General features: G+C 64.1%; 12 protein-coding genes. 7 read left to right on the plus strand and 5 right to left on the minus strand.

Annotation, left to right across the window (positions count from 1 at the left end; translation table 11 throughout):
- Window positions 1-54: 54 nt before the first annotated feature.
- Genes HX613_RS18215 through HX613_RS18235 form a run of 5 tightly spaced genes read left to right on the plus strand, consistent with a single transcriptional unit; the run spans window position 55 to window position 13,414 of the window.
- A complete protein-coding gene (locus tag HX613_RS18215) occupies window positions 55-10,635 on the plus strand; it encodes a non-ribosomal peptide synthetase (RefSeq protein WP_235346622.1) in 10,581 nt (3,526 codons plus the stop codon).
- A 40-nt stretch (window positions 10,636-10,675) separates the two neighbouring features.
- The gene (locus HX613_RS18220; protein WP_096159599.1) at window positions 10,676-10,882 is read left to right on the plus strand and encodes an MbtH family protein; all 207 of its coding nucleotides are present in this window, start codon (window positions 10,676-10,678) and stop codon (window positions 10,880-10,882) included.
- Complete coding sequence (locus HX613_RS18225; RefSeq protein ID WP_235346623.1) at window positions 10,882-11,865, plus strand: ATP-binding cassette domain-containing protein; 984 nt, start codon at window positions 10,882-10,884, stop codon at window positions 11,863-11,865. The genes HX613_RS18220 and HX613_RS18225 overlap by 1 nt, the downstream gene beginning before the upstream one ends.
- Entirely contained in the window at window positions 11,862-12,662 is an 801-nt protein-coding gene (locus tag HX613_RS18230; RefSeq protein ID WP_235346624.1) for an ABC transporter permease, read from the plus strand. The genes HX613_RS18225 and HX613_RS18230 overlap by 4 nt, the downstream gene beginning before the upstream one ends.
- Window positions 12,659-13,414 carry a 4'-phosphopantetheinyl transferase family protein gene (locus HX613_RS18235; protein WP_235346625.1) on the plus strand — a complete coding sequence of 252 codons (756 nt, stop codon included), beginning with the start codon at window positions 12,659-12,661 and terminating at the stop codon, window positions 13,412-13,414. The genes HX613_RS18230 and HX613_RS18235 overlap by 4 nt, the downstream gene beginning before the upstream one ends.
- A gap of 144 nt (window positions 13,415-13,558) precedes the next feature.
- Here the strand turns inward: HX613_RS18235 and HX613_RS18240 are convergent, their stop codons facing one another.
- The 5 genes from HX613_RS18240 to HX613_RS18260 all read right to left on the minus strand — a co-directional run bounded on the left by HX613_RS18240 (window position 13,559) and on the right by HX613_RS18260 (window position 18,834).
- Complete coding sequence (locus tag HX613_RS18240) at window positions 13,559-15,355, minus strand: MFS transporter (protein WP_235346626.1); 1,797 nt, start codon at window positions 15,353-15,355, stop codon at window positions 13,559-13,561.
- Window positions 15,356-15,506: 151 nt separating this feature from the next.
- Window positions 15,507-16,796: an MFS transporter gene (locus HX613_RS18245; RefSeq protein ID WP_235346627.1), complete on the minus strand. Its 1,290-nt coding sequence runs from the start codon at window positions 16,794-16,796 to the stop codon at window positions 15,507-15,509.
- 93 nt (window positions 16,797-16,889) lie between these two features.
- The gene (locus HX613_RS18250) at window positions 16,890-17,876 is read right to left on the minus strand and encodes a M56 family metallopeptidase (protein WP_235346628.1); all 987 of its coding nucleotides are present in this window, start codon (window positions 17,874-17,876) and stop codon (window positions 16,890-16,892) included.
- A complete protein-coding gene (locus tag HX613_RS18255; protein WP_235346629.1) occupies window positions 17,873-18,262 on the minus strand; it encodes a BlaI/MecI/CopY family transcriptional regulator in 390 nt (129 codons plus the stop codon). Before HX613_RS18255 ends, HX613_RS18250 begins: the two co-directional genes overlap by 4 nt.
- On the minus strand, window positions 18,259-18,834 hold the full coding sequence (locus tag HX613_RS18260; protein WP_235346630.1) for a hypothetical protein: 576 nt from the start codon (window positions 18,832-18,834) through the stop codon (window positions 18,259-18,261). Before HX613_RS18260 ends, HX613_RS18255 begins: the two co-directional genes overlap by 4 nt.
- 141 nt (window positions 18,835-18,975) lie before the next feature.
- Between HX613_RS18260 and HX613_RS18265 the strand changes: the two genes are divergently transcribed.
- Window positions 18,976-19,710 carry a DsbA family protein gene (locus HX613_RS18265; RefSeq protein ID WP_235346631.1) on the plus strand — a complete coding sequence of 245 codons (735 nt, stop codon included), beginning with the start codon at window positions 18,976-18,978 and terminating at the stop codon, window positions 19,708-19,710.
- A gap of 159 nt (window positions 19,711-19,869) precedes the next feature.
- Window positions 19,870-20,970, plus strand: a complete 1,101-nt coding sequence (locus HX613_RS18270; protein WP_235346632.1) for a PQQ-binding-like beta-propeller repeat protein — start codon at window positions 19,870-19,872, stop codon at window positions 20,968-20,970.
- The last annotated feature ends 66 nt before the right edge of the window (window positions 20,971-21,036 follow it).

The following is a 21,036-nucleotide window of genomic DNA, read 5'->3' on the forward strand; positions in this document are numbered from 1 at the left end:
GTCCTTCTGCCGTTTCAGCAAGACCGCATCACACTCTCGCGTTCGAAAGACACAATGACTGAAGACTCCCCCCGCATCGAACTCACGTCCGCACAAAGAGGCATCTGGTATGCCCAGAAGATCGAACCCGACAACCCGACATTCCAGATCGGGCTGTACGTCGAAATTCTCGGGCCTCTGGACATCGATGTCATGCGACGTGCCGTCGGCACCACCGTAGCCGAGGCCGATTCGCTCAACGTCGTCTTCGGCGAAGACGATCAGGGAGTCTTCCAAAAGCACGGCTCGCCTCGCAGTCACCTACACTTCCATGATCTGCGAGGCGGGTCGGTCGACGAATCCATGGCAAAGGCCCAGGCCCTCATGGAAGCCGACCTCGCCACCGTTCACGATATCGAGACCGGTGAGCTGCTCAGGTCTGAGCTGTTCCACCTCGGCGACGACCATTGGATCTTCTACCAGCGAGCCCACCACCTCCTCGTCGACGGCTACTCTGCCGTGCTCATCCTGCGACGCGAGTCGCAGCTGTACGGTGAGCTGGCTGATCCTGCCGCACAGCCATCGGATTCGCCTTTCGGCAGCCTGGAGGCCCTGGTGGCCGAGGAGGCGGACTACCGGGCGTCACAGCGTTTCCGCACGGATGCCGACTTCTGGTCACAGACCATCGCCGAGTCGGAGACCGCCACGGGCTTGGCGGGACGTCCGCCTGCCTCGGCGAAACAGCTGGTCACAGCCAACGCCGACATACCCCCGGAGCTGGCCAGGCAATTGGCGAGTGCCCAGTCGGCACCGACGCTCATCCTCGCAGCGGCTGCGACCTATCTGCACAGGATGACAGGTCGGAAGACCGTCTCCGTGGGCCTGCCGGTGACGGCCCGGCGCAGCGCACTGGCCAAATCAGTGCCGTCGATGATGTCGAAGATCCTGCCGCTGCAGCTGACCACTGCACCCGAGACCACCTTCCCCGAACTCCTTGAGAGCACGGGTTCCGCCCTGCGCTCGACACTCATCCACCAACGATTCCAATATCAGGAACTCGATACCGACACGAGCTACATCGGGCCCTCGGTCAACATCTTCCCTGCCGTCGATGACATCAGCTTCGGCCAGGCTCAGGCCTCCCTTCATCTTCTGTCCACGGGGCCCGTCGATGATCTGTCGATCATCGTCCACGGCCTGGGCGCGGACCAGAACACCTCCGGCAGAGGCTCACGAACTGCGATCGTTCGGCTGGAGGCCAATGCCGAGCTCTACTCCCAAGAGAGCCTCGCCGATCACCTCGGACGCTTCCTCTCCGTGCTCGCCCAGCTGGATCCCGGTCACGCTCAGTTGGAACCCGGTCACGCTCAGCCTCTGGCCGGATTGTCTCTGCTCGACGACAGCGAAGCAGACGAGGTCATCGCCGGCGGACAGGGCCGAGTCCAGGACATCCCCCACCACACCGTGGTCGACGAATTCGTCAGCCACGCGCATCAGACCCCCTTCGCCTCCGCTGTCGTCGCCGATGACGGGCATCTCAGCTTCTGCGAACTCGATCGCCGTTCGACACAATTGGCCGGCCATCTTCGCCAGCAGGGCGTCGGCCCGGGTACACGCGTCGCCGCACGCATCGGACGGACCACGGCGATGCCGGTCGCTGTGCTCGGGGTCCTCAAGGCGGGAGCTGCATTCGTTCCCCTCGATCCCGATCATCCGGCGGCCCGAATCGAAGCCATGGTCGCCGATGCTGCCCCGGCCCTCGTACTCAACTCCTCAAGCGTGCCCGGCCCTGACGGAGAGACCACGATTCTCACAGACCGACCTGTCATCGACCTGGATTCGGACGCACTCGCCGCTGCACTGTCGTCCAGGACCTCTCAGACGGCACCGGGGGCCACTCCGGCACCCGACGACCTCGCCTATGTGATCTTCACGTCCGGGTCGACCGGCCGGCCCAAGGGCATCGGCGTCGAACATCAGTCGCTGCTCAATCTCTTCCTCAGCCACCAGGAGACCATCTTCGCTCCGGCCGCGGAACGCCTCGGTCGCGGGCTGCGGGTGGCACACACCGCAGGGATCTCATTCGACGCCGCATGGGACCCGCTGCTGTGGCTCTTCGCCGGGCATGAACTCCACCTCATCGACTCGCTCACCCGCCGCGACCCAGAGGCCCTGACGGCCTACTTCACCACCCACGGCATCGACTCCATCGAGACGACGCCCTCTTTCATCAAGGCTCTGCTGGCTCACAGCAGCTTCGGCGCGGACGGCCACCCCAGCGTCGTCGCGTTGGGCGGAGAAGCAGTCGACAGCGGACTCTGGAAACAGCTGGCCGCGCGTGAAGGAATGACCGCCTACAACCTGTACGGACCGGCAGAGACCACCGTCGACAGTCTGACTGCAACCATCGCTGCCGACACGTCGCCGATCCTCGGCCAGTCCGTCACGAACACTCGGCACTACGTCCTCGATTCCCGGCTGGCCCCTGTGCCCGAACAGGCCACCGGAGAGCTCTACATCGCAGGGCTCAACCTGGCGCGCGGCTATGTGGACCGTCCCGGTACGACATCTGAGCGCTTCGTTGCCGACCCGTTCGCCGACGATGGTTCGAGGATGTACCGTACCGGAGACATCGTCCGCCGGCCCCTGAACGGCGGCATCGAGTTTCTGGGCCGCGCCGATGAGCAGATCAAACTGCGCGGCTACCGAGTCGAACTCTCTGAGGTGGAACTCGCCCTGCAGTCTGATCCCAGGATCAGTTCGGCCATCGTCGAACTCAGGCAGAACCAGGCCGGCTATGCTCAGCTGCTCGGTTTCGTCACCTCTCCTTCGCAGCTCGATACCGCCGAGGTGCGCCGCAGTATGAAGACCCGTGTCCCGGACTACATGGTTCCCTCGTTCATCATGCAGATTGAGAGCATTCCACTCACAGTCAACGGCAAACTCGACCGCCAGGCCCTCCCCGAACCGGAATCGGCACGTTCCGAATCCGAAGCGCCGAGAGACTCCCAAGAACGGATCGTGGCCGAGGCCTTCAGCGACGTGTTGGGCATCGACTCCGTCGGCATCGACGATGACTTCTTCGAACTCGGCGGACACTCGCTGCTCGCCACCCAATTGGTCGCCAACCTGCGCACGAGCTTCGCCACCGCACCCGCCCTGCGCGAGGTATTCCAACACCCCACGGTCCGCGAGCTCAGCGCCCGCTTCGACCCGAAGGCCACCACCGACGATGCCGGTCATGAGCTCGTCGCCGCAGACCGACCCACCCAGGTACCACTCTCATATGCCCAGGCTCGTCTGTGGTTCATCAACCAGTTCGATCCGAGTTCCGCGGCGTACAACATTCCCCTGACTCTGCGCGTGCGCGGACGACTCGACGTCAATGCGCTGCAATCGGCCATCAATGACGTCACCGCGCGGCATGAGAGCCTGCGCACCGTCTTCCCCTGGACGGCTGGGCAGCCCGAGCAGGTCATTCTCAACCCGGCCAACGCCCGCGTCGCTATGTCCACGGTCGGCGTCAGTGAAGGGCTCGTCCACCACACCGTGGAAGCTGAGGCCACCCGAGGATTCGACGTCTCCACAGAACTTCCGATCAGGGCCCTCCTCATCAGGCTCAGCGAGGATGAGCATGTGCTGATGCTGACTCTGCACCACATCGCCGCTGATGGCTGGTCACTTGGACCCCTGGCCAGAGACCTCTCCACCGCCTATCGCGCCCGCGGGCAGGGTCGGGCCCCGGCCTTTCCCCCTCTTCCTGTGCAGTACGCCGACTACGCCCTGTGGCAGCGAGAGACCCTCGGAACCGAGGACGACCTGAACAGTGCGCTCTCGCACCAACTGGCATTTTGGAAGGACACGCTGGCCGACGCGCCCTCACAGCTGCGCCTCCCCGCTGATCGGACCAGAAGTGCTGCGAACTCAGGATCTGTCTCCCGTGCAATTCCGGTCGACATCAGTCCCACGGTCCATGCCGGACTGCGCAGACTCTCCAGCGAGCGCAATGCCAGCCTTTTCATGGTGCTGCAGGCGGCATTCGCCGTCCTGCTGGACAAGCTCGGTGCGGGCAGTGACATCCCCATCGGCACCCCAGTCGCAGGCAGAACCGAGACCAAGCTCGACGAACTCGTCGGGTTCTTCGTCAATACGCTCGTCCTGCGCACCGACACCTCGGGCAATCCGAGTGCTGCCGACGTCATCGACCGAGTCCGCGGATCCAACCTCGCGGCCTACGCCAATCAGGATGCCCCGTTCGAGCGCGTCGTCGACGAGCTCGACCCACCGCGTTCTGAAGGTCTTCACCCCCTGTTCCAGGTGATGCTGACACTGCAGAACACGGAGCCTGTCGATATCGACATGGGCGACCTCAACGTCGAGCCGGACTCCGGCCCGCAGGTCTCGGAGGCGAAGTTCGACCTGCTCCTCGATCTGGCCGAACGCCGTGGTGAGGCGGCCGGAATCAGCGGCTCCCTGGAATTCGACTCCACACTCTTCGACGACTCCACTGCCCGCGGGATCGCCGCCAGGTTCGTGGACGTGCTCGAACAGTTCGCCACCGAACCGAACCGTCTTCTCTCAGACGTCGAGGTACTCAGCGGCGCAGAGCTCGACACTATTCGCCAGGAGAGCCGCGGAGCCGATCGCGAGCGAGTCGAGACGACGATCATCGACGCGCTCGACACCACTGTCCACCGTCACCCCGAGCGGACCGCACTCGTGGCCGAGGACACCGAACTGAGCTTTGCCGAACTCGGGGACCGCGTGCACCGCTACGGCCGCGCGCTCAGCCGGCGAGGCATAGAACCCGGTCAGCGGGTCGCGATCGCTCTGCCACGATCCGCCGATGCCATCATCGTGCCATTGGCGGTGCTGAGCATCGGAGCCATCGCCGTTCCCATCGACCTCAGCTACCCGCAGGAACGGATCCGGCTGATCCTCGACGTGAGCGACCCGGTCGCCGTCATCATCGACTCCCCCGACGTGCCGGTGCGAGCGGGCACAGCCATCTCCACCGCGGATCTGCATGCCGAACCAGCATTCGCTCGCGGGGACGCCTACCGTCCGAATCTCGATGACCGCGCCTATGAGATGTACACGTCCGGGTCCACCGGAACACCCAAGGGCGTCGCTGTGCCCCACCTCGGGCTGGCCAATCTCCTGGCTCACCACCAGGAGACGATCTTCGCCGAGGCAGGCCTGGGTGAAGAGTCGGTCAGAGTCGCACACACCGCCGGTCTGGGTTTCGACGCCGCCTGGGACCCGGTGCTCTGGCTCGTGGCCGGAGCGAGCCTGCACATCGTCGACGAAGATGTGCGCCGAGATGCCGAGGCGCTCGTGGAATTCTGTCGTGAGCAGCAGATCGATGCGCTCGAGACCACGCCTTCATTTGTGCGTCAGCTGATTGCCTCCGGTCTCCTTGACCGGGTCGGAGCCCTCGAACACGACCCTGATCGCGCCGATCACGCCGACGGCCGTGGCGAGACACAGCACCGCAAGACCCCTGTGCTGACGATCGCTCTCGGCGGAGAACCCGTGCCTGATGACCTGTGGCGTGAACTGGCCCAGCACGCGGGTACACGAGCCTATAACTTCTACGGGCCCACCGAATTCACCGTGGACTCAGTCACCGCAAAGATCGAAGGAGAGCACACCACGATCGGGCATCCGGTCAGGAACGTTCAGGCTCTGGTCCTGGACCAGCATCTTCGCGAAGTTGCCCACGGCGTCGTCGGCGAGCTCTATCTCGCAGGAGACGGAATCGCCACCGGCTATGTCAACCGCATGGCAGAGACCTCGGTGCGGTTCGTCGCGAACCCACACGGCGACGGCGAGCGCATGTACCGGACGGGTGACCTGGTCCGCCGAACCTCGGACGGGCGCCTCGACTTCATCTCCCGTGACGACGACCAGATCAAGCTGCGCGGGTACCGGATCGAGCTCGGAGACGTCGAAAATGCGCTGACCGCCTGCCAGGGCGTCGAACAGGCCGCGGCCGTAGTCGACAACCCGCAGGACCCGCAATCGGCACGACTCGTCGGCTACTATGCCGGCGACGTCGAGGAGAGCGTCATCCGCAGCCATCTCACCCGCCGACTTCCGGCACCGATGGTCCCACGCGTGCTCATCTCAGTCGACTCGATTCCGCTGACGTCTCACGGCAAACTCGACCGCGGTCGTCTGCCGGTTCCGAACCTGACGGGAGGCCGGTCCTCCCGCGCCGCCCAGACTCAGGACGAACGCACCATGTGTGAGCAGTTCTCGCTCGTGCTCGAGGCCGAGCACATCGGACTCGACGACGACTTCTTCGAGCTGGGCGGTCATTCGCTGCTCGCCGTCTCGCTCATCGGTCACATCCGTGAGGCATTCGACGCCGATCTTCCGCTGCGAACGATCTTCGATGCTCCCACTCCCGCGGCCCTGCTGGGCCGCCTCGATGGCTCGTCCCGCAACCTGCCGACCGGACTGGATGAAGGCAGGTCAGCACGCACCGAAGAGGTGCCCACCGCTGACCCCGGTGCCACTTCGGGGCTGCGCCTGTCCGAGTGGAAACGCTCTTCCCAGAGTGCTCGCCCTCACGCGATCCCCTTGTCTTTCGGGCAGGCGAGAATGCACTTCCTCAATCAGCTCGACACCAGGGCCTCCGACTACACCATCTCTCTCGCGGCGCGTTTTGAGGGAGACCTGGACCCGGATATCCTCGCCCAGGCTCTGAATGAGGTCATCACTCGGCACGAGATCCTGCGCACCATCTATCCGACCATCGATGGCAGACCTGTCCAGCACATCCTGCCGCCAGAGGCCGGACACGGCATCCTCGATCGCCGCACCACCCCGTCGCCGGCCGCGACCACAGAGGAGATGGCCCGGGAAGCCGCCCGAGGATTCGACCTCAGCACCGACCTGCCCCTGCGGGCTGTCCTCTTCGCCGAAGGCGGCCAATGGGTCCTTCATCTCGTCATGCACCATATCGCCACCGACGGAGCGTCCTTGGGGCCGCTGACTCAGGACCTGGCGACCGCCTATGCCGCACTGCGCGGCTCCGCCCAACCGATGCGACGAAAGCTCGACGTCCAGTACGCTGACTTTGCTCTGTGGCAGCGTCACGTGCTTGAAACGCAGACTCTTGTCGGTGACGGTCGTCCGCTCCTGGAGCACAGAACCCAATTGTGGACCGAGCGCTTGGCGGGCATTCCGTCCGAAACGCCGCTGCCCTCGGACCATCCTCGTCCGCATACCGCCCGTCAAGCCGGCCGTCACCATCACTTCCGCCTCGACGACCGCACGACGCAACGCCTGACCGCCATCGCCGCCGAGGCGGGAGCCAGCCTGTTCATGGCGCTGCACGCAGTGCTCGCCGGGTTCCTCAGCAGAATCGGCGGCAGTGAGGACGTCGTCATCGGCTCGCCGAGCGCCGGACGTTCGGACCCAGAGCTCGAGGACATGGTCGGGCTCTTCGTCAACACCGTCCCGATCCGCACCGATGTCTCCTCCCAACCGGATTTCCACACCCTGCTTGCGCGCACCCGAACCGCGGTCATCGACGCACTGGAACTCGACGACGTACCATTCGAGCGGCTGGTCGAAGCCATCAATCCGCCCCGGGTGCTGGGCCGCCATCCTCTGTTCCAAACCATGCTCTCCCTGGAGAATACGGCCTCTCCCCTCCTCGACCTCCCGGGAGTCGACACGAGCATCGAACCGGAGGTCGAGACCGGAGATGCGAAGTTCGACCTCTCCTTCACCTTCCGCAGGACCGCCTCAGGCAGGTCGACTCCCGAAGCCGGTCTGGACGTCGTGCTCGACTACAACTCCTCGATGTTCGAGACCGCAACGATCAGCGACATGTGTGAGAATCTGTCCAGGTTCGTCGCCGAACTCGTGCAGAAGCCCGCGAGGTCGATCTCCGACATCTGCCTCCTCGAGACTGCAGAGGTCACTCACGCGATCAACCAACTCGCCGGCCCGGTCTCCTCGGGTTCTCTGCCGATGGTCCTCGATGTCTTCGCCACCACTGTGCGCCAGCTGCCCGATTCCACCGCGGTGGAATCAGCCGACACCTCGCTGACGTTCAGGGAACTCGACGAAGCCTCCGATCTGCTGGCCCGCGAACTCGTCAGGTTCGGTGCCGGGCCCGGGTCGACGGTGTCCGTGCGGCTGAGCCGCGGGGTCGGCATCATCGTCGCCACCCTGGCCGTTCTCAAGTCCGGTGCTGCCTACAACCCGATCGACATCGACTACCCCACAGGTCGCACGACTGCGATCTTGGCCGATGCGACACCGAGCATCGTCTTGGCCGAAACAGGAACCGCGGAGGAGCTGGCACCTGTCCTCGCCGAGGCCGGGATCGCCCCTCCCATCGTTGAGATTTCAGCCCTCGACGGCACAGTCGACGATGCCCGACCGACCTGGCCGTGGCCAGTCTCGGTGACTGCGGCACCGGAACAGACGCCTCCGGCGGGACAACTCGATCCGGCGGCCTATGTGACCTTCACTTCCGGCTCGACTGGACGGCCCAAAGGCGTTGAAGTCGGCCACGATGCGCTGGCGAACCTGCTCGCCTCCCACCGCGCCACCTATCTGCCGACCCCGGCCACCGGTGCCGAGCAGGTCACAGTGGCTCACACTACCGGTATCGGCTTCGACGCCGCATGGGACCCCCTGCTGTGGATGATGGTCGGGCACCGCGTCCACATCACCTCCACACTGGTCCAGCGCGACCCACAGCAGCTGGCACACCTGCTCCGCGATCTGCGTATCGGGTTCTGGGAGACCACCCCCAGCTACCTGCGTCAGCTCAGAACAGAACCGGACTTCCTGGAACTGATCGACCAAGCGGCCAAGGCAGATGACCCAGTGACTCTCGCCCTCGGCGGTGAGGCGATCGATGAGGACCTCTGGGGGTGGCTGCGCGAACGCCCCGGCATCAGTGCCTACAACCTCTACGGCCCCACCGAAACCACTGTCGACGCCTTTGCCGGGCCCGTAGCCGCCTCCGCGGCTCCGGTTCTCGGCTCGGCACTGCAGCACATGCGCGGCTATGTGCTCGACGAACGACTCCACCATGTGCCAGCCGGGACGACTGGAGAGCTCTATCTCGCCGGGCGCCAGTTGGCACACGGATACCGAGGCCGCAGCGGACTGAGCGCCGAACGCTTCGTCAGTGATCCCTACGGTGAGCCAGGTGAACGCATGTACCGGACCGGGGACCTCGTTGTTCGTCATCACAACGGCGGCCTCAGCTTCCTGGGTCGCAGCGACAACCAGATCCAACTCCGCGGGTTCCGGGTCGAACTCGGCGAGGTCGAACGCGCACTGCGCTCGGCCCCGAACGTCAAGGACGCACTCGTGAGGCCATTCGGCGCTGATGCCGCCACCATGGCGCTGGTCGGCTATGTCGTAGCGGCTGGGACCACTGCCCCGGGAGCGGGAGAGGAGCGTGCAGACCTCGCCGATGAGGCTCGGCGACATGTGCGGTCGATGGTGCCGAACTATATGGTCCCGCCGCGGATCGTTGTCATCGACGAGATCCCACTGACAGCGCACGGCAAGATCGATGAGTCAGCGCTTCCCGACCCATCACAGACAGAGCTCGGGTCGCGTTCGGCACCTCGCACGCCACGCCAGGAGACCGTGGCCGCCATCTTCGCCGAGGTGCTCTCACTGCCCCGTGTCGGGATCGACGAGTCGTTCTTCGAACTCGGCGGCCACTCCTTCCTCGCCCGACCGCTCATCGCAGCCGTCAACGAGGCCCTCGGTGCCGAACTCTCGGTCCAGTCCCTCTTCCGCTCGCCGACAGTCGAGCAGTTGGTGGACGAAGCTGGCCAGGAGACTGCTGATTCGGTCAGGGACAGCCTGCAGCGTCTGCTTCCGCTGCGTACGACGGGCACGAAGGCTCCTCTCTTCACGGTGCATCCGGCCACCGGCATCAGTTGGGGCTTCGCAACGATGCTCCACGGCCTCGATGCACAGCGTCCGCTGATCGGCCTGCAGATGCCGGGACTGGCACCGGAGGATCCGGAGCAGGTCTCTGCTCACACGCTGATCGAGCTCGCCGACGATTACATCGCGCAGATGAGGTCGGTGCAGCCGGAGGGTCCGTATCACCTGCTGGGTTGGTCCTTCGGCGGCATTCTGGCGCACCGCCTGGCCGCGCGGCTGCAAGAGCTCGGTGAGGACGTTGCCTTCCTCGGGATCCTCGACGCCTTCCCCGACGGTCAAGCCGCCAACGAAATGGTCGTGGGTCCGGAGCTGTGGGCCGACTACCTCGGCGCCAATCATCCTGGCGTTCGGGTCGGAACGGAAGACCTCGACGACGAACGGGTTTTGGAGCTGCTGCGCGAACTCGGCAATCCGCTGGGCAACGTGTCGACTGAGACCATGAAGGCGATGACCGACGGGTTCTTCACCATGTCTCGACTGCTCCGGGAAGCTCCAGCGGAGAGATTCGTCGGCGATGTCGTGGTCTTCACAGCCACCCAGGATGTTCCGCCCGGCACCCCCACTGCCGAATCATGGCGGCCATATGTCACTGGTCACATTCACGTCACCGAAGTCCCGGCACGACACGCAGGCATGCTCACAGTGCCTGCCCTTCGAGAAATTCTTCCCGCGATGGCAATCCACTTGGACGATGACGCCGAACCACAGATGTAAGCGTTATATCTCACCAGCAATCGACAGGAGATGAGGAAAAGTGCAAAACCCCTTTGATGACACCACCGCCACTTTCCGTGTACTCGTCAACGACCTCCAACAGCATTCCCTATGGCCGACGTTCGCCGATGCGCCCGCTGGTTGGGTCATCGCCTTCGGCCCGGCTCAGCGCGATGAATGCCTCGAATTCGTCGAGGCGAATTGGACGGACATCACTCCGCGCCGGCTCGCCGAGATCGCGTCATAGTGATCCGCATTGACCAGCTGAGGAAGAACTACGGAAGCTTCAGAGCCTTGGACGGAATCGATCTGCAGGTCGACCAGGGACAGATCTTCGGATTGCTGGGGCCCAATGGGGCAGGCAAGACCACCACGGTCAAGGTTCTGTCGACGCTGATCCGTCCCGACTCCGGAGACGCGACCGTCGCGGGGAACTCGGTGACAGCCGATCCCACCGCCGTGCGCCGCAGCATCGGACTGTCCGGACAGTATGCGGCGGTCGATGAGAAGCTCACCGGCTACGAGAACCTCCTGATGGTCGCCCGCCTCTACGGGATGAGCCGCACCGAGTCGCGAGCTCGAGCTCGCGAACTGCTCAGGGAGTTCGCCCTCGTCGACGTCAGAGACAAACGAGCAGGCGCCTATTCGGGTGGCATGCGACGGCGCCTCGACCTGGCTTCGGCTCTGGTCTACAGGCCACCGGTTGTGATTCTCGACGAACCCACCACCGGCCTCGACCCCCGCGGCAGGCTGGACACCTGGGACGTCATCTCCACTCTTGTCGGCCAAGGAACCACGGTGCTGCTGACGACCCAATATCTGGAGGAAGCCGATCAGCTGGCGGATCGCATCGCCGTCATCGACTCCGGTCGAGTCATCGCCGAGGGGACCTCGAACGAACTCAAGGTCAGCCTCGGCGCAGAACGCATCGCGCTGACCCTGCTCAGCTCCGATTTCCTCGCCGAGACTCTGCGCATCATCGAACGTATCCTCGGAGGCTCGGTCACACCGCAGCGCGATTCCACGGGTCAGCGCCTCACAGTCCCGGCCCCGCAGGGACAGAAGACTCTGCTGGAGGTGCTCGGCGCCCTGGACCGAGCCGGTGTCCTCGTCACCGAGGCGGCACTGTGCCGTCCGACGCTCGACGACGTCTTCCTGGAGCTGACTGGAAGCCCGGCCACTGCGGAACCATCGCCTCAGCCGCAGTCGGAAGTCGAGGTGGAAGCATGAGCACCATCACTTCGGCGGCACGCGACAGCTCCGTCATCGCCTGGCGCAATCTCCTCAACGTGGGCCGCACCCCCGGAGCCCTGGTCACCGGCGTCGTGCAGCCGGTGATCTTCGTGTTCCTGCTCGCATTCGTCTTCGGCGGCAGCCTGGGTGGCGCACCCTATCGGGAGTTCCTCATCGGGGGAATCCTGGCCCAGACGCTGACCTTCAACTCCTCATTCACGGCCGTCTACCTCGCCAAGGACCTTCAGCTGGGGCTCATCGACCGGTTCCGATCGCTGCCGATGTCCCGCGTGGCAGTCATCCTCGGCCGGACCACCTCCGACTTGGCCACCGGTGTGATCTCCCTCGCCGTCACCATGGTCTGCGGACTGATCATCGGGTGGCGCATCACCGAAGGCCCATGGTCAGCGCTCCTCGGCATCCTGCTCCTGCTCCTCTTCGGATTCGCCATGTCGTGGATCGGAGCGTTCATCGCGTTGACAGCGCGAAGTGTCGAGGTGGCTCAGAGCCTCGGCCTGATCTGGCTCTTTCCGGTCACCTTCCTCTCCGGGGCCTTCGTCTCGGTCGATTCACTGCCCGGACCGCTGCAGGCGATCGCCTCATGGAATCCCGTCACTGCAGTGGCAACCAGCGTCCGAGAACTGTTCGGCAATGTCTCTCCCGCCGGGTACACCTCGGGCACCGGATGGGCGGCAGACAACCCGATGCTCTACGCCGTGATCAGCTGCGTGGCAGTCATTGCGATCTTCTCCACGATCGCGGTGTCCCAGTACCGGGGGATCAGCAAGAGATGACCGTTGCCGGGATCGAGTACCTGGTGTGCGACATCAACGAGGTGCGCGAGACGCAGTCGGCTCACCCATGGCTCGCCTCACTGCTCTCACCGGCTGAGGTGAAGCGCTCCGATCGCCTGCGCCATGCATCCGATCGGATCGCCTATCGCTGCGCACATCTCGCCTTGCGCCTCGTCGCTGCTCGTCGACTCGGCGTGGATGTTCGCAGTGCTGGTGACCTGGAGTTCACGCGTTGCTGCCGCAGCTGCGGCGGCCCACACGGCAAGCCCCAGGTCACGGGCGCGGAAGTCAGCCTGTCTCGTTCGGGAACGATGGTGCTGGTCGGCTCCGCGCCGCCGTCCTCACCCATCGGCTTCGACATCGAAGGTCTCCCAAGCGAGGTCTTCCCCGGATTCGATGACTATGTGCTGGCCCCGAGTGAGCGCACTTCCGACTGTACGAACTCAGACCGGAGGCGTCTCGAACTCTGGGTAGCCAAGGAAGCTGCGCTGAAGACGACTGGACATGGTCTGAGTGTGGAGCCCAACAAGCTCGAAGTGGTGCGAACCGAAGTGGTGCGAACCAGTGAGGAAACGTCATCTCTTGACGGCAGCGGTGCTTGGGCATCGTCGATCAGAGCCCCAGACTATCCGGAAATCGATGGATTGAACCTAGCTTCCGTGCCCTGTCGTCCCTCTCATGCGGCGGCACTCAGCTGCGTCGACCGGCTGCCTGTCACAGCGTTGACCCTCTCGGACCTTCTCATCGAGTGACGGGGCGGCCCTCACGTTGGGGTGCCGCTGAGCATACCGGCGATCAGACCAAGCACCGCGAGGGCGGCCAAAATGATGATGAGCACACGTTTACGCATGCGTCCTATTCTACTGTGGACGCCTGTGCAGTCCCGTCACTTCCGCTCAATGGGCAGTCGACTCCAGTCTGCCGCGACGATTGCGCCGGATGTGTCCCTGCCTGATCGCTTCGCGCACCGAGGAGTGGAAACGACCCGGGCCCCAATGGCGGGCGCCGATGGCGCGGTAGAGCTCCGTCTCTGAAACAGGCTGCATGTCGCCGACGTAGGCGATGATGCCCTGCACCTCGTTGGCCGAGACCTCGGGTGGGACATCGCGTGAGGACACCGATGGCCATGGGGAGTATATTCCCACCGAACCGGGACCAGGACGCAGCCTCTGCCGTCGGCTCTGCGGCACCTTCCGCTCCCCCGCCTCGGAAGTCTTCTTCGATGCGAACTCATCCTTGGCCTCGTCGGCATCCTCGGCTGTCAGGGGGCGGGCGATGTCCTCGAGGTTCGCGCCTTCGGCCTTGACACCGAGGAAGATCTCGGCGACCCCGCCCAGAGCCATGACCCCTGCGCCGATGCAGAATGCCATCGCGACCAGCGACCGGTCGCCGGACTCGATCATGTTGCCGAAGAGCAGCGGCCCTGCGATGCCACCGACGGCGGTGCCGATCGCGTAGAAGAAGGCGATCGCCAGGGCCCTGGTTTCCATCGGGAAGATCTCACTGACGGTGAGGTACGCGGCGCTGGCGCCGGAGGAGGCGAGGAAGAAGCAGACGACAAGAATGATGAGGAATACCCAGGCGTTGCCGATGCCCGCGTTGAAGACAAACGCGAGGACCACTGCAACGATCGCGGATCCCAGATAGCTGAACGCGATCATGGGTTTGCGTCCGATAGTGTCGAAGAGCCTGCCCAAGACAACGGGCCCGGCGAAGTTGCTCAAAGACCAGAGAATGATGAAGATCGGCACACTCGCCGCGGCCACCCCGTAGAAGCCGTTGAAGATGCCGCCTAAGTTGAACGTGATTCCGTTGTAGAGGAAGGCCTGACCGACGAAGAGGAGCAGGCAGAGAATCGCCCGCCGCGGATAGAGCTTGAAAGCGACCCTCGCCAGTTCGGCAAAGGAGATCGTCTTGCGTTGGCGGATCGTGATCGTCTGATCCGGTGCCGGAAGCTTGTCCTGAGTCGCCTCCTCGATGTCGGTCTCGATATTCTCAACGATGCATTCGGCCTCGTCCTTCTGTCCGTGGATGAACAGCCATCGTGGACTCTCGGGGACGTTCTTGCGCACGACGAAGACGAAGATCGCCAGCAGTGCACCGACGGCGAAGGCCAGTCGCCAGCCGATCATCTGCGGCAAGATGTCGGTGTTGAGGAAGAACAGCGTCGTCGCCGCTCCTCCGGCGGCACCGAGCCAGTAGGAGCCGTTGATGATGAGGTCGATGCGTCCGCGCACCCGGGCGGGAATGAGTTCATCGATGGCAGAGTTCACGGCTGCGTATTCGCCGCCGATTCCGGCACCAGTGAGGAAGCGGACGATGAAGAAGTACCACGGTGAGAAGGAGAACGCCGTGGCGACGGTGGCCACGAGGTAGAGGACGAGGGTGATCAGGAAGAGTTTGCGGCGACCGAACCTGTCGGTGAGCTGACCGAAGACAATGGCGCCGACGCACGCCCCCAGCACGTAGATGGCCCCCGCAGTGCCGATCTGTCCGGCAGTCATATCGATGCCGCTGCCGTCCTCGGTCATCCGGGCGGCGACATTGCCGACCATCGTGACTTCGAGTCCATCGAGGATCCACACGCTGCCGAGGCCGACGACAACCATCCAGTGAAATCGAGCCCACGGGAGTCGGTCCATGCGGGCCGGCACGTCGGTCGTGATGGTTCCGAGTTCAACATCCTTGCTCATCAGACACCTCGCTGTATCAGTTCGCACCGGTTACCTGTCTGTGCCATCTATCGGGGAGTTTAAGCAGACTCCACACAACAGACAAGACCTGGTGTGACTGTCTGAGGGAGAGTATCCTCCGCTGTCCGGAACAGTCGCATCAATGACCGGATCAGGCTGCTCTGTTCGCTGCGCGAATGAGCACCACAGCGAGCAGCGCGCAGAGCAGGTAGACCAGTCCGACAACGGCCCAGCCCAGCGAGAAGCCACCGGGTGAGCTGACCAGCACGCCCATAGCCACCGGCCCGAGGGCAAACCCGGTGAACATCCCGGCGGTGACCATTCCACTTGCCGACGCCATCGCGGTCGCGGGAATCGACCGCATGAGAGCGCTCATGAGAACGACAGAGACGCCGAGTGCCGAGGTGCCGTGCAGTGCCGCCGCGATCCACAGCAGCCACGGCCAGCCGGTAACACCAGCGGCGAAGAACAAGGCGGCACCGGCGACGGCGATGAGCGCAAGAAGCAGTAGCACGCGGGGCCCGGATGCACCGCGGGCCATCTGCCTGGCCCAGCCGACTCGGGCGGCCACACCGATCGCACCGGCCACTGCGGCGGTGACACCGCCGAGCACGAGTGGAAAGTCCAACTCGCGCACGGAGAACAGCGGCATGTAGACGTTGGTTGCCTGGACACCGATGCCGTTGAGCAGGCCGAAGGCCGCCAGCGCCCACATCATGCCCGGGTACCGCGGCGAGGCGGCTGGTGCGGGCGCCACCGGTGCGGCAGGACCAGCGGTGACGTCGGCAGCCTCGGCGAGATCGGGGTTGCCAGGATCGGGTTCGCCGGGATCAGGTTCGGCAACCGGCGCCGACGTCTCGGCCAGCAGCGGTGCGGCACGCAGCGCACGCCAGGTCATCACCATAAGGACGAGCGGGACGAGTGCGATGACCAGGGCCGCGCCCCGCCACCCTGCGGCCGCGGCCAGCAGCGGAAAGACCACACTGGCCACCAGCTGGCTGACCTGCACCCCCGACTGCTTGATTCCCACCCAGCCGATCCGCTTCTGCACCGGAACTCGTTCGAGGAGGATCCGGTTGGTGACCCCGTTGGGGAAGGACTGTGCAATGCCCGACAGTGCTGCGGCGACGAGCAGCATTCCGAATCCTGCCGGGACCGCCACCAGCGCCAATGCCGCGGCGGCGAGTGCGAACACAATGGTCATGAGGAACATGTCCGAATGCCTGTCGGCGACACGCGCCAGTGTGGCGTTGCCGATGGCCGCACAGGTGAAGCAGGCGGTGGCCAGGAGACCGAATTGAGCCTCCGAGATGCCGAGGTCGACGATGATCGAGTCGCTGACAGCACTGAGTCCGTAGAGCAGCAGCGGTCCGGCACCGACAGCGCCCAGCAGGACCGTCAGCATTCCCCTGCTCGGCCCCTGTTGTTCTCGACTATCCACTCATCACTCTCCTCATGCTCCCTTCCAGCATGATATGCATCTGAGTGGCCGAAGTGGTTTGAGTCCGAGCGGTGACCACTTCACCGAGGTGAGTCAGGGTATGGCGCATCCGGTGGCCAGCACCGTGGCGTAGGAGTAGAAGACTGAGGAGAAGACGGTGACGAATGCCGCGAGCACGCTGACCAGAGCCACCACCGGCAGTACCCCGGATGTCATAGTGGCCGGTGCGACCAGCTGTCGAATGCGGTCGGGCCCGGCGATATTGAGAGCATGGAGGCCGCCGAGGTGGTCGCTTTGGCTCGTGGGCTGCCCGATCTTGAGGAGAGCGCTGGCCAGAGCCGGTGTGCCGGCAACCTGCCGAGCTCGGTTGTCGGCAATGATCTCGAGATAGAGGGGAATGGAAGCAGCCACCTCGGCGAACAAGGGAATGAACGACAGCGGTCGCACGAAGGTGTCGGCGATTGCCATCACCCGATGATGCCCGCCCTCGACGTGGGCTCTTTCGTGCTCGAGCACGGCGGTGAGCTCATTCTTCTCCAAGGTCGCACACAAAGCTTCGGAGACGATCACACCGCCGTATTTCTGTGGCAGTGAGAACGCGAACGGGGCCCGACCATCGAGGACGTTCAGTGAATGCCCGTTGATATCGGCGACCGCCGAGCCCCGGCGCAGTCGCTGAGCTTCAGCCGAATTCGCCTGCCTGCGACGAGTCCGCTGATGCAGCGCCCAGACGGCGGAGACCACCGAGAGCACAAGCGGGAAGATGAGGAAGAGGACGACCGGGACCATTGTGTCGACCTGCGCCAGCCCGGGGAAGGGACTGGCTGCGATGAGGCACCGCTGGCACACATCGGCAAGGGGAACGGGCAGAACGTCCGGACCCTTGAACAGCGAGGCCGCCATGAGGCTCAGCGCTGCCACGACGGCCCACCACATGAGGGACACCGACAGGAGCCCATACACGGCCAACCGCGGTACCCGCATGAGAACCGGCGCGGCCGTTCTCACGAGAAAAGGACCGATGAAGGAGATGAGGGCGAACAGAGCGACTGCGCCGGCGCCGATGAGCAGCAGACTCATCCGCGTTCATCCTTGGAGTTGAGATAGCTACGGAGGAGCTCGACGTCCTCGGCTCCGATGCCTTCGACGAAGTGCAGGATCGATGCCGCCCGGTCTCCCCCGTTGAGCAGCGCCTTCTGCATGAGCGTCGCCGCATGCTCCTCGCGGCTGATGATCGGACGGTGCAGCACCGATCGGCCCTGTCGCTCACGCCGCACGAGGCCCTTCCGCTCAAGGTTCGTCAGCACGGTCGCGATCGTTGTGTAGGCGGGAACATTGTCCAAGTCCTCAATGATCTGCCTGACCGTCAACGACCCCTCGTCCCACAGCAGGTCCATGACCTGCTGCTCGAGAGCACCGAGGCGAATCGGTGATGACTTCTCAGTCGAATCCGACGCTGATGTCATGACAGGCGGCTCCTTTCACGATTGGACACCGGGCAGGAGAACTGCCCCTTGAGGCGGACGACTACCGCGACCAGCAGCAGGATGACCGACAGCACCGCCAGCACAGGCTGCAGCGGCGCAAAGTATGTGAGAGCCCCAGTGTAGCCGAGCACCAGAAGCGCGATCTTGTTGCACACGGGGCATCCGACGGCGAACCATCCGAGCATGCCGCCCACGGTGCCGAAGGTGCCGCCGCGACGTTCAGCCCTCTCATCGACTACGTCCTCATCGACCAAGTCATCGTCGACCGCATCGGCAACGTCTTTGTTTCCACGGGAACCGGTTCTGCGAGGGCCGGGCTCGCGGACATAGGTGGCAATGAGAAGGCCCAAGAGGACCGACATGAGAATCCAGACCGGGTAGTCCCACCACTCGGGAGGGATGTCTCTGGAGAAGAAGGAGTTGGGAATCAGCACCGTGGACAATCCGATGACGAAAACGGAAGCACCGGCCGCCGCGATGGCGACGACGATGCGGCGGGTGCCCCATATCCGAAGCGACTGGGCCGCCTCAGAGAGGTAGGAGAACAGCATGAGGGTCCCTTCGTTGCGCAGCTTCGGACAAAACGTTTACTATGGAAGTTAGTATACTATGCCAGATAGTAAAGCTCCATGGCACGCTGCCTCGAATGCGTGCCGATCCGACTCCAACCCGACATTTTCAAGGAGGCTCCCGTGTTCCGTTCCGATCGCGGCCCCATGGTCTGGCTCGTGCCCTTAGCCGTCATCGTTCTCGCTACGGTGCTCATCGGCGTGGTCATCGCCAGCCAAGGCCCCTCTGACGACAGTGCGGACGCACACTCGCAGAGCGAAGCGGGTTCCGGCAGCGATTCAGGCTCCGAGGGCGAAGAGATCGACCTGTCGTTCGTCGAGCACCGGGTCGAAGACGACAGCCGCGCCGTCGGCGATGTCGATGCGCCGGTGACTCTCGTCATGTTCTCCGACTACCAGTGCCCCTACTGCGCCACCTGGAACGAGGAGACATTGCCAACCATGATGGAATACGTCGACAAGGGTGATCTGCGCATTGAGATGCGTGACCTCGCCGTCTTCGGTGAGGAGTCCGAAAGGGCGGCCCGGGCTGCCTATGCCGCCGGCCTCCAGGACAAATACTGGGAGTTCCACAATGCCATGTTCGAAGGCGGTGAGCACCCTCCGAAATCCGAGCTCGACGACGACTCACTGGTGTCCACCGCCAAGGAACTCGGCCTCGACCCCACCAAGTTCAAGGGAGACCTGAATTCGGTCAACGCTCACGACGAGTTCGAGGCCAACGCCCAAGAGAGCTCTTCCCTGGGCGTGGCCAGCACCCCGACGTTCGTCATCGGCGGCAAACCCCTCGTGGGTGCCCAACCGACCAAGGAATTCGTCGGTGCCGTCGACGATGCCCTCGCCGAGGCGGAAGGGTAAGGCGGCGTGCGACCACGACCCATCGCCTCAGCCGTTCTGCCACTCGCGCTCGCCGTCGTCCTGCCGCTCAGCGCTTGCTCTGCGTTCGTTTCGGAGTCCCAGTCGTCCGAGCCGAGCTCGGCTGGGTCACGAGCTCCGAGTTTCGATGCCGGTGAAGCTTTGAGTTCCAATCATGGTGAGGCAGACAGCGATTCCGCTGCGTCTCGCACCGTCGACCCGGGTTGGGACGCCTCCGCCCAGGAAGCGGACGGGACGTTCCTGTCGATGCACGAGAACGATGACAGCCTCGAATATCGTGCTGTCGATTCGACCGGGGAGGTCCTGTGGACTGCGCAGCGTCCACGAGCCTGTTCCGCTTATCTCGTCACCACAACCGATGATGGGCCCATTGCAGTCCTCATGGACCAAGACCTCTCGACCGGCAACTCACTCACACCTACCGCTAGCGGCTATGACCTCAAGACCGGTCAGAAACAGTGGGGACCGGTGGAGACGCCCGGCGCAATGCTGGGCAACGGCCTCATCTTCGCAGGCACACCGAAGGACTACATCGGACCCAGCGGTCCCCGCACCGCACTCGACCCGGCCACCGGAGACGTGGTCGCCGCCGAAGGAGAGGACGCAGGTGAAGGTGGCGACGCCTCGCCACGTGTGGTGGCACTGTTCGGTGAACATCTCGTTCGCAGCCAGGGCAGTGACATCGTCGGTGAGGATCTCGATGGACAAGAGCGATGGAACCGAGCCGCCGAGGACTTCAGCATGTCAACGTCCGAGGCCAGGGAGGTGCCCTGGGAACCGATCGGCACCACTCATGCACTGCTGGGCGACGCCGGCAGCGACATGCGGACTCTGATCGACATGCGCTCGGGTGCCATCGTCGATTCCGAGATCGCTGGGGCCTGGTTCGATTCATCGAGCGACACCCTGGTCACGGTCGGGTCCGAACTGCACGGCTTCGACGCCGATGGGACCAATCGCTGGAGCACACCGCTGCCTGCCCACGCCGAGGTTTCCGCAGTGGGCGCAGGTCTCATCACCTTCGACTCAGAGAGTGGGAGCGAGCCGGAGAACGAGAGCGACTCGGACCAGGAGGAGCAGTCAGTCACAGCCAGATCCGCTCGCGACGGCAGTCCCATCAAGAAGGACACTCCACTGCTCAAGGCGACCAAGCAGCTCGGAGCCCCACACCACATCTCCGAATCCGGTGCCGCGCTCATCGGTGATCCACAGACACCGCTGTTGATCACGAGTCAGGAATGAACGTGGCAGCACTGGCCCGCCACGACATGCACTTTATTAAGTTTCATAGTAATTCAGGAGTGGTGA

This window comes from Brevibacterium sp. UCMA 11754 (genome assembly GCF_021532275.1).
In the GTDB taxonomy this organism is placed as follows: Bacteria; Actinomycetota; Actinomycetes; order Actinomycetales; family Brevibacteriaceae; genus Brevibacterium.